Origin of the sequence: Sphingobium sp. MK2 (assembly GCF_040170545.1) — a bacterium.
Lineage (GTDB): Bacteria > Pseudomonadota > Alphaproteobacteria > Sphingomonadales > Sphingomonadaceae > Sphingobium.
In genome coordinates this window covers 1-855 of sequence record NZ_JAZDXA010000109.1, presented here as the reverse complement: position 1 = coordinate 855, position 855 = coordinate 1, and the positions used below count along the sequence as shown (strand labels likewise).

The following is an 855-nucleotide window of genomic DNA, read 5'->3' as shown; positions in this document are numbered from 1 at the left end:
CTAGCCCGTGTTGACAAAAGGGGTTCCCAACGGGCTGGAGTTCTGATTCAAGGCTGCTCTTTAAGGAGCAGTCATGGACCGTGGGGACTTGTCGGATGCTGAGTGGGAACTGATTGGCCCCCTGCTGCCATCCGAGCGGGGGCGCTGGGCTCGACCATCTGGCGATAATCGGCGTTTTCTCAACGGCATGCTTCATGTGCTGCGGGTTGGCTGCCCCTGGCGCGACATGCACGAGCGCTACGGCAAGTGGAACTCTGTCTATGTGCGGTTCCGACGCTGGGCCGAGCAAGGCGTTTGGGATGCGCTGTTGCAAACGCTGGTCGATCTGGGCCTGACCGATGACTGGCAGCACATGATCGATAGCACCACGGTTCGCGGCCATGTCTCGGCAGTGGGCGGAAAAGGGGGGCTCTTGCGCAGGCTTTTGGTCGATCACGCGGCGGCTTTACGAGCAAAGTCCACGCCCGCTGCGACAATCAAGGACTGCCTATCGGGTTCATCCTGACTGGCGGCGAGGCTTCAGATTACGCTGCCGTAGATGAACTGATGGCCCTGCCGTTGCCCAAACCCAAGGCATTGCTGGCCGACAAGGGTTACGATGGCGACCGGTTCCGCGAAAACCTGCTCATGCGCGGCATTTTGCCGATCATCCCACCCCGGTCGAACCGGAAAGTGCCGGTCCATCCCGACTATCGGCGCTACAAGGATCGCAACCGCATTGAGCGAATGTTCGGCAAGTTGAAGCAACAACGCCGCATCGCCACCCGCTATGACAAAACCGTCCTGTCGTTCGAAAGCTTCCTCAACCTCGCCGCTGCACGGCTATGGCTGAAGTCTTTTGTCAACGCGGCCTAG

General features: G+C 59.9%; 1 pseudogene. It reads left to right on the top strand.

Annotated elements, in window-relative coordinates:
* Positions 1–73 precede the first annotated feature (73 nt).
* Positions 74–855, top strand: a pseudogene (locus V2I08_RS20690) (IS5 family transposase).